This is a genomic window from Synechococcus sp. R55.2, assembly GCF_047462075.1.
GTDB lineage: Bacteria > Cyanobacteriota > Cyanobacteriia > Thermostichales > Thermostichaceae > Thermostichus.
This window is the reverse complement of sequence record NZ_JANSIH010000120.1, coordinates 1-7,840: the sequence shown is the minus strand read 5'-3', so window position 1 is coordinate 7,840 and position 7,840 is coordinate 1. Positions and strand designations below refer to the sequence as shown.

General features: G+C 59.1%; 7 protein-coding genes. 3 read left to right on the top strand and 4 right to left on the bottom strand.

Going from position 1 to position 7,840, the window contains the following annotated elements; all coding sequences use genetic code 11:
- Window positions 1-193, bottom strand: a 193-nt coding sequence (locus NW838_RS04535; RefSeq protein ID WP_414427579.1) for a TatA/E family twin arginine-targeting protein translocase, incomplete at its 3' end; no start/stop codon positions are given.
- Window positions 194-408: 215 nt separating this feature from the next.
- Here NW838_RS04535 and secA point away from each other — a divergent pair.
- Complete coding sequence (gene secA / locus NW838_RS04530; protein WP_414356738.1) at window positions 409-3,267, top strand: preprotein translocase subunit SecA; 2,859 nt, start codon at window positions 409-411, stop codon at window positions 3,265-3,267.
- Window positions 3,268-3,281: 14 nt separating this feature from the next.
- Here secA and NW838_RS04525 read toward each other — a convergent pair whose 3' ends face one another.
- Window positions 3,282-4,202, bottom strand: a complete 921-nt coding sequence (locus tag NW838_RS04525) for a TIGR01777 family oxidoreductase (protein ID WP_414427578.1) — start codon at window positions 4,200-4,202, stop codon at window positions 3,282-3,284.
- A gap of 347 nt (window positions 4,203-4,549) precedes the next feature.
- Here NW838_RS04525 and NW838_RS04520 point away from each other — a divergent pair, with 347 nt between their 5' ends.
- Entirely contained in the window at window positions 4,550-5,104 is a 555-nt protein-coding gene (locus tag NW838_RS04520) for a hypothetical protein (protein ID WP_414356719.1), read from the top strand.
- Between the two features lie 11 nt (window positions 5,105-5,115).
- Here NW838_RS04520 and hemB read toward each other — a convergent pair whose 3' ends face one another.
- Together hemB and NW838_RS04510 are read right to left on the bottom strand one after the other, a co-directional pair.
- Window positions 5,116-6,102 carry a porphobilinogen synthase gene (gene hemB / locus NW838_RS04515; protein WP_414356717.1) on the bottom strand — a complete coding sequence of 329 codons (987 nt, stop codon included), beginning with the start codon at window positions 6,100-6,102 and terminating at the stop codon, window positions 5,116-5,118.
- Window positions 6,103-6,127: 25 nt separating this feature from the next.
- Complete coding sequence (locus tag NW838_RS04510) at window positions 6,128-7,087, bottom strand: lysophospholipase (RefSeq protein ID WP_414427577.1); 960 nt, start codon at window positions 7,085-7,087, stop codon at window positions 6,128-6,130.
- Between the two features lie 386 nt (window positions 7,088-7,473).
- Between NW838_RS04510 and NW838_RS04505 the strand changes: the two genes are divergently transcribed.
- Window positions 7,474-7,590, top strand: a complete 117-nt coding sequence (locus tag NW838_RS04505) for a photosystem II reaction center protein I (RefSeq protein WP_011434021.1) — start codon at window positions 7,474-7,476, stop codon at window positions 7,588-7,590.
- Window positions 7,591-7,840: the final 250 nt, after the last annotated feature.

The following is a 7,840-nucleotide window of genomic DNA, read 5'->3' as shown; positions in this document are numbered from 1 at the left end:
CGCGGCTGGCTTTTTCCAGCTCATGGGCCTCTTTGATCAGTTGCGCCTCGAACTCTTTGGAAGCGTCCTGCAGGCTGCGCAGGGTTTTGGCCAGCGTGCGACCGATCTCCGGCAGTTTGCGGGGCCCGAAAACCAGAAGAGCCACCGCAAAGATAACCAACATTTCCGGCAGTCCAACACCCAAAAAATTCATGAGCTTTGCAGAGTACGGTTTGCTCGGGATCCCTTCCCTAGACTGACATTTTCTCGCCGCGGACTGCAAGTAACTGCCGGCTCTCCTCATCTATCCGATGGCTCTGGTGTTTTGCTCTCAGCTCATCCAGGCCAACCTCTCCCTGGCCGGCCAAGTCAAAATGGTAGAATTGCATCGTTAATCAATCAATGTCCTTCATTGGCCTAGGCTTGCCCATGCTCCAAACCCTACAAAAGCTCCTTGGGGATCCCAACGATCGGAAGATCCGGCAGTACCGTCCTGTCGTCAAGCTGATCAACTCGCTGGAGATCGAGATCGCCTCTCTTTCGGATGCGGAGCTCAAGGCCAAGACCACGGAGTTTCGCCAGCGCTTAGACAGAGGAGAATCTCTGGATGATCTCTTGCCGGAGGCATTTGCCGTGGTGCGGGAGGCTGCCAAGCGGGTCTTGAACTTGCGCCATTACGACGTACAGCTCATCGGCGGCATGGTGCTGCACGAAGGCCAGATTGCCGAAATGAAAACCGGTGAAGGGAAAACCCTGGTCGCCACCCTGCCCGCCTATCTCAACGGTCTCACCGGGAAAGGGGTTCACATTGTTACCGTCAACGGCTACTTGGCCCGTCGGGACTCGGAGTGGATGGGACAAGTGCATCGTTTCTTGGGCCTGACGGTTGGTCTGGTGCAAGAGGGCATGTCGCCCGAAGAAAAGCGCCGCAGCTATAACTGCGACATCACCTATTGCACCAACAGCGAGCTGGGCTTCGACTACCTGCGGGACAACATGGCCACCGACATCAAAGAGGTGATGCAACGGCCCTTTAACTACTGCATCATCGACGAGGTGGACTCGATCCTGATTGATGAAGCCCGTACTCCCCTGATCATCTCCGGCCAAGTGGCTCGTCCTTCCGAAAAATATCTGCGGGCAGCCCAGGTGGCGCGGGAGCTGATCCGGGATGAACACTATGAGGTGGATGAAAAAGCCCGCAACGTCATCCTTACCGACGAGGGGTTTGAAGCCGCCGAGCGGTTGCTGGGAGTCTCTGACCTGTTTGATCCCAAGGATCCCTGGGCGCACTTTGTCTTCAACGCCGTGAAGGCCAAAGAGCTCTTCATCAAGGATGTCCACTACATCGTCCGCAACCAAGAGGTGGTGATCGTGGACGAGTTCACCGGGCGGGTGCTCCCCGGTCGTCGCTGGTCCGATGGGCTGCACCAGGCAGTGGAGGCCAAGGAGGGGGTGCCGATTCAAAGCGAGAGCCAAACCCTGGCCACCATCACCTACCAAAACCTTTTTCTGCTTTATCCCAAGCTCTCTGGCATGACGGGCACGGCCCGCACCGAGGAGGCCGAGTTCGGCAAAACCTACAACCTAGAAGTCACGGTGATCCCCACCAACCGACCCATCCGCCGCAAAGATGCCCCCGACTTGGTGTACAAGACCGAAAGGGGCAAGTGGCAGGCGGTTGCCGAGGAAATTGCCCAGATGCATGAGCGGGGGCGACCGGTACTGGTGGGGACAACCAGCGTGGAGAAATCCGAGCGCCTCTCGGCCATGCTCAAGGAAATGGGGATCCCTCACAACCTCCTCAACGCCAAGCCGGAAAACGTGGAGCGGGAGGCGGAGATCATTGCCCAGGCGGGGCGAAAAGGTGCCGTAACCATTGCTACCAACATGGCCGGGCGAGGCACGGACATCATCCTGGGAGGCAATGCGGAGTACATGGCTCGCCTCAAGCTGCGGGAACGGTTGATGCCCAAGCTGGCCCAATTGGACGCCGACAACCCCTTGGGATCCGTTCAGATGCTAGGACGGGGAGGCGGCCAAGGATTTGGTGGGACAACACCCAAGCCGAAAAAATCCTGGACGGTGGTCTCCCCCAATTTTTACCCCTGTGAGCTGTCGGCCCGCACCAGCCAAGCCTTGGACGAAGTGGTGGCGGCAGCGGTGACCAAGTACGGGTTGAACCGTCTGCCGGAGCTGGTGGTGGAAGATCTTATTGCGGTGGCGTCGGAGAAAGCGCCGGTGCAGGATCCGCTGATTTTGCAACTGCGGGAGGTTTACAACAGCATCAAAGCCGAGTACGAAAAAATTACCGAGGCCGAGCACGAAGAGGTGGTGAGGCTGGGGGGCCTGCACGTGATCGGTACGGAGCGCCATGAATCCCGCCGCATCGACAACCAGTTGCGGGGTCGTGCCGGGCGGCAAGGGGATCCCGGCTCTTCGCGGTTTTTCCTCAGCTTGGAAGACAACCTGCTCAAGATTTTCGGTGGCGACCGGGTAGCCAAGCTCATGGACATGTTCCGGGTGGAAGAGGACATGCCCATTGAGCACCCGTTGCTCAGCAGCAGCCTGGAGAACGCGCAGAGAAAAGTGGAAGTGTACTACTTCGACATGCGCAAGCAGGTGTTCGAGTATGACGAGGTGATGAACAACCAGCGGCGGGCCATCTACTCGGAGCGGCGGCGCATCTTGGAGGGGGAGAACCTCAAGACCAAGATCCTCGACTACGTGCGCAAAACCGTCGGCGAGATTGTGCGGGCTCATGTCAACCCGGAGCTGCCCCCGGAAGAGTGGGAAATCGACAAGCTGACTGCCAAGATGCAGGAGTTTGTGCCGCTCTTGAAGCAGAACCTCAAGGTTGAGGATCTGCGGGATCTCTCCTACGAGCAGATCTTGGACTACCTGATCAAGCAGGCAGAGCTGGCCTATGAGGCCAAAGAGGCTTTTCTGGATACCTTTGAGCCCGGTTTGATGCGCAAGGCAGAGCGCTTTTTCCTGTTGCAACAGGTGGACACCCTCTGGCGGGAGCACCTGCAGCAGATGGAGGCGCTGCGGGAAGCTGTGGGCCTGCGAGGCTACGGCCAGAAGGATCCCCTGATCGAGTACAAGAACGAGGGCTACGAGCTGTTCCTGGAGATGATGGACAACATCCGCCGCAACACGGTGTACAACCTATTCATCTTTACGCCCCAGATTGTGCAAGTGCCCCAGGCGGCGCGACCGGTTCCGGCGCAAGCTGTTCCCGGCTCTGCTTCAGGGGTGGTGGAAGCCGATTTCACGGAAGAATAAGCTCCGGCACGAAGTCAAGGCGGGAGGAGGATCTGTCGCAATGCCTCTTTCAGGTGTGGGTACTGGAAGGTAAAGCCCATCTGCAAAGCCGCTTGCGGGATCACCTTTTGCCCCGTCAGCACCACTTGAGCTGCCTCGCCCAACAGCAGTTCTAGGGCCAGCTCCGGCACGGGCAGCCAAGAGGGGCGACCCAGAACCTGACCTAGCGTCCGGCAAAACTCTTCCATCTGCACCGGGTTGGGAGCGGTGGCGTTGAACACTCCGGATCCCTGCTCCAGCAGGAAGCAGACCAAGCTCACCCAATCCTCGCGGTGGATCCAAGACAGCCATTGTTTGCCGGAGCCGATCGTTCCGCCGATAAAGAACTGAAAGGGGGCCAGCATCTGCCCCAGCGCTCCTCCATCCGGACCCAACACAATCCCCGTGCGCAGGATGGCCAAACGGATCCCCAATTCCTCAACCGGTCGGGCGGCAGCTTCCCAGGCCTGACAGACTCCTGCCAGAAAATCTTGGGCTGGGGGATCCGTCTCTGTTAAGGGTTCTCCTGCCGGATGGGATCCGTAGTAACCCACCGCCGAGCTGCTGATCATCACCTGGGGCTTTTGGTTGAGGGAGGCGAGGGCTTGGACAAGGGCCTGGGTGGTTTCCACACGGCTACGACGGATTTCTTTTTTCTTGGTCTCTGTCCAGCGAGAAGATGCCAAAGGCTCTCCGGCCAAGTTGACAATCCCCTCGTACCCTTCCAGGGCGGCTGCCCAGGCTTGCGGTTGGTAGGGATCGTAGGGCAGCAGCTTGAGGTTGGGGGATTCCCCCAAAATGCGGCGGGCCTGCTCCAGGCGGCGGGTCAAGACCAAAACCTGATCCCCTTGCTCCAGCAGACGGGCCACCAAGCGACGCCCGATAAAACCACTTCCACCCGTGATGACAATGCGCATGATGTGGATCCGACTTGCATCTGCACAAGCCCTGTGCCGCCCTTGTCCTTTGAACGGTGCAGAGCCTTTCCGCTATTCGAACCTCTAGCCTAGCGCGTTTCCTGCCCCGCGTTGGCCATTGCCTGGGATCCCGCCATCCGTTTGCTGAGCTTGGCGAAGTGGCAGAGCCCAAGAAAGCCCAAGAATAAAAATGTTTTGCGGCAAAGCCTGACACACCTGGAAAAATCGGCTTCAATAGGCCCTAGCTGCGCTTCTTGGCAGCAGAGGTGGTTCATCGTCCCCCTATTTTCTTCCCTTCACCCGTGACACCCAAGTCTTCTTCCCGTACCCCGGCTCGCCACGTGTCTATGCGTGCAGAGCAGGTTGCTGGGCCGCGGCTGGACATCTCTGTTGCTCCACGAGTGCATCGCTCCCAAGGGCAGGGATCCCTGGTTCGGGCAGGGTTTCCCTCCTCTCTCCCAATTTCCGGTCGGCGGACGATCCCTGTCCAGCGCTCCCGCTCCTCGACTCGATCCCGCCGACGCGGACAGCAAGAACCTGGCCACGAGCCTCCAGTCTGGGAGATGGCCTGTCACATCGGGGTGAATGTCTTGTTTACGGCGGCTGCCCTCAGTGGTTTGTATCGCCTCTTGCCGGTGCAGTTGGCCCAGCATCACCGGCTCCAGGTTCTGGAGCGGCATATCGAGGTCTTGTCCACTCGGATTTCTCGGCTGCAGGAGGGGGTGGATCGGGGTATGGATCCCTTGCAGCAGGAGGCCCTGATCAAGGAACGGCTGAATCGGGTGCCACGCAATCAAATTCAGGTGCGTTTGGTGGATCCCAGTACCTGGGTGGCGGACGACGAGAAGAACACCCACCCTTCCTGGATCGGGCAGTCCACCCAGCCGTCTGCCAGGCCGTAGGCTGCCTCTGCCTAGGCTTGTTTGAGAAGCAGGGCCACCTCTTTGGCAAAGTAGGTGAGGATGATATCGGCACCGGCCCGCTTCATGGCCAGCAGGGATTCCATCATCACTTTTTTGCCGTCGATCCAGCCTTTTTGTTCGGCGGCTTTGATCATGGCGTACTCGCCGCTGACGTTGTAAGCGGCCACGGGCAGATCCGTTGATTCCTTGACTCGGTAGATGATGTCCAGGTAGGCCAGGGCCGGCTTCACCATCACCATGTCCGCCCCCTCGGCCTCGTCCAGCTCCACCTCTTTGATGGCTTCCCGAGCATTGGCGGGATCCATTTGATAGCTTTTCTTGTCTCCCGATTTGGGCGCGGATCCCAGGGCATCGCGGAAGGGACCGTAGAAGGCAGAGGCATATTTGGCAGAATAGGCCAGGATCGCCACATCGGTATAGCCTTGGTCGTCCAGGGCCTCCCGAATGGCGCCGACGCGACCGTCCATCATGTCCGAGGGGGCCACAATATCCGTTCCCGCCTCTGCTTGGGAGAGGGCTTGCTTGACCAAAACTTCCACCGTCTCGTCGTTGAGGATCACCCCATCCCGCACGATGCCATCGTGGCCATCGCTGTTGTAGGGATCCAAGGCCACATCGGTTACCACCAAAATCTCGGGAATTTCCTGTTTAATCCGCCGCACCGCCCGCTGGATCAAGCCCTCTGGGTTGAAGCACTCCCGCCCGGTGGGATCCTTTTTCTCTTCCGGCACCACCGGGAACAGGGCCACCGCCGGGATCCCCAATTGAGCGGCTTCCTCCACCTCCTTTAGCAGCAGGTCTAGGGTGTAGCGGTAGCAGCCGGGCATCGACTCCACTTCCTGCCGCTGGTTCTCCCCCTCCATGACAAACAGGGGATAGATCAGATCCTGCACCCGCAGGTGGGTTTCCTGCACCATCTGGCGGAAGGCCTCTGTGCGCCGCAGCCGACGGGGACGGTAGATCAGGTCTTGGCTCATGAGAGCAGGGGGAAAGAGGGCGTTTCTATTTTGCCATGAGGTCGGTAGGGGCTGAGTTGGTCGTCCGGCGAGGGGCGACATCCGGGGCAGAGGGAAAATGCCGAGCCAGCCAGCGGCGAAGGGTCTCTTTTACCGCTTCGGCTTGGCAGTCGTGCAAAAGATCGTGGCGCGACCGGGGAAAATCGTGGATCTCTCCCTGGGGCAGCCGACGGGCAAAATCCACAGCTCCGGCAGGATTGACGACGATATCGGCGGAGGTGTAAAGCAGCAAAACCGGCAGGCAGAGCCGATGGGCTTGATCAAGGCAGCGCTGCCCGCTGCGCGCCAGTTCGGCTGTAAATCTGGCCCGCGTCACACCGCACATGTAGGGATCCGCCGCAAAGGCGGCTTGCTGCTCGGGTAGGGAAGTCACCCGCGCCGGCTCGTAGAGGCCGGTCAAGGCCAACTGGGGAATAACCCTGTCCAAAACTTGCAGAAGGGCGTGGGTAAAAGGGGTGAAATAGTGGTCGATGCGAAAAGCCGGAGAGATGAGAACCAGGCCCTGCACTTGGTCGGGATGGGCAAGGGCATATTCCGTAACCCAGTTGGCCCCCGCGCTGTACCCGCACCAGATCTGCGGGATCCCTTTCTGCGGCCAGACCTGCTGGGCGATCCTCTCCAGATCCGCTTGATATTGGCTGAAGCGGTCGATCCAGCAGCGGATCCCGCCGGAGCGACCAAATCCCCGCATGTCGGGAGCCAAAACCTCCCACCCTTGAGCAGCCAACTCGCCGGCCAAAGGGCAAAACCCGCCGCCGTGATCCCCTTTGCCGTGCAAAAGCAACACCCTTCCACAAGGGGATCCCTGGGGCCAGTGGTGCAGAAAAGCTGGGATCCCATCGGAAAGCGGCAACTCCTGAGGCCGATAGATCCCCGACGCAGTTTGCGGCTGAGTTTCCGACCGCCCATCCAGAGCCTCTAAGTCACCTAACCGATCAAAAGGCATGGGCAAATCCAACACACGTCCGGCAAGACCCGGCAAAGCCACAAATCCTATCTTCCTATGTCCCGGTCGCCCGCGAGCGCTGCCGCCGCTGAGGAGTTGCAATCTTTGTTTCCAGCCCAGCATATTTCTTAACAATCTCTGCTCTTGCCGGGGATCCCCGACATGCCGGGCTTTGCAGCCTTTTCTGAGGATGGGATGAAAGGATCTCTCGGGGGGAGACTGGGGCCATTTGCGGGAAAAAGGCCCTCTGAGAGGTATGATGTTGTGAAGAAGTTTTGCGGGGTCTCAGGTTTGACGGGATCCCCTCTCTGGGGTGGTTCACCCTTGCTTTACCATTGCCTTATCGCTTCATCAGTTCACTCAGTCGGAAACGGGTTGCTGAAACTATGCTGTTACTGAAAATCTCTGTTTACGCGGTTGTCATCTTTTTTGTGGGGCTTTTTGTGTTTGGTTTTTTGAGCAACGACCCCTCCCGCAACCCCAACCGTCGAGACCTGGAGTAGGGGATCCCGCCTTGGGCAGCTTGCGAACTCCAGTGATAACTGGCTCATCGCTTGAGGGAGCATGCCTCTGGCCCTGTTTTTGCCGAACCTTGCTGGTTGCCCTAGCTATGGGAGAACGGATGCCCAGGGAGCTCCTGCTGGCGGGGTAGCGACAAAGTTGCTGCTGGTCATGGGTTGCAGCAGCGGTGAGCGAGATTCAGCTAGAAATCGCAGGAGCCCCGCACTGTACCCGTAGGGTCAGTGTCGGGAG

What these genes read in the sequence shown, in the direction of transcription:
- secA (WP_414356738.1), top strand. Translation starts at nt 409, where the DNA reads ATGCTCCAAACCCTACAAAAGCTCCTTGGGGATCCCAACGATCGGAAG.
- NW838_RS04525 (WP_414427578.1), bottom strand. Translation starts at nt 4,202, where the DNA reads ATGCGCATTGTCATCACGGGTGGAAGTGGTTTTATCGGGCGTCGCTTG.
- NW838_RS04520 (WP_414356719.1), top strand. Translation starts at nt 4,550, where the DNA reads ATGCGTGCAGAGCAGGTTGCTGGGCCGCGGCTGGACATCTCTGTTGCT.
- hemB (WP_414356717.1), bottom strand. Translation starts at nt 6,102, where the DNA reads ATGAGCCAAGACCTGATCTACCGTCCCCGTCGGCTGCGGCGCACAGAG.
- NW838_RS04510 (WP_414427577.1), bottom strand. Translation starts at nt 7,087, where the DNA reads ATGCCTTTTGATCGGTTAGGTGACTTAGAGGCTCTGGATGGGCGGTCG.
- NW838_RS04505 (WP_011434021.1), top strand. Translation starts at nt 7,474, where the DNA reads ATGCTGTTACTGAAAATCTCTGTTTACGCGGTTGTCATCTTTTTTGTG.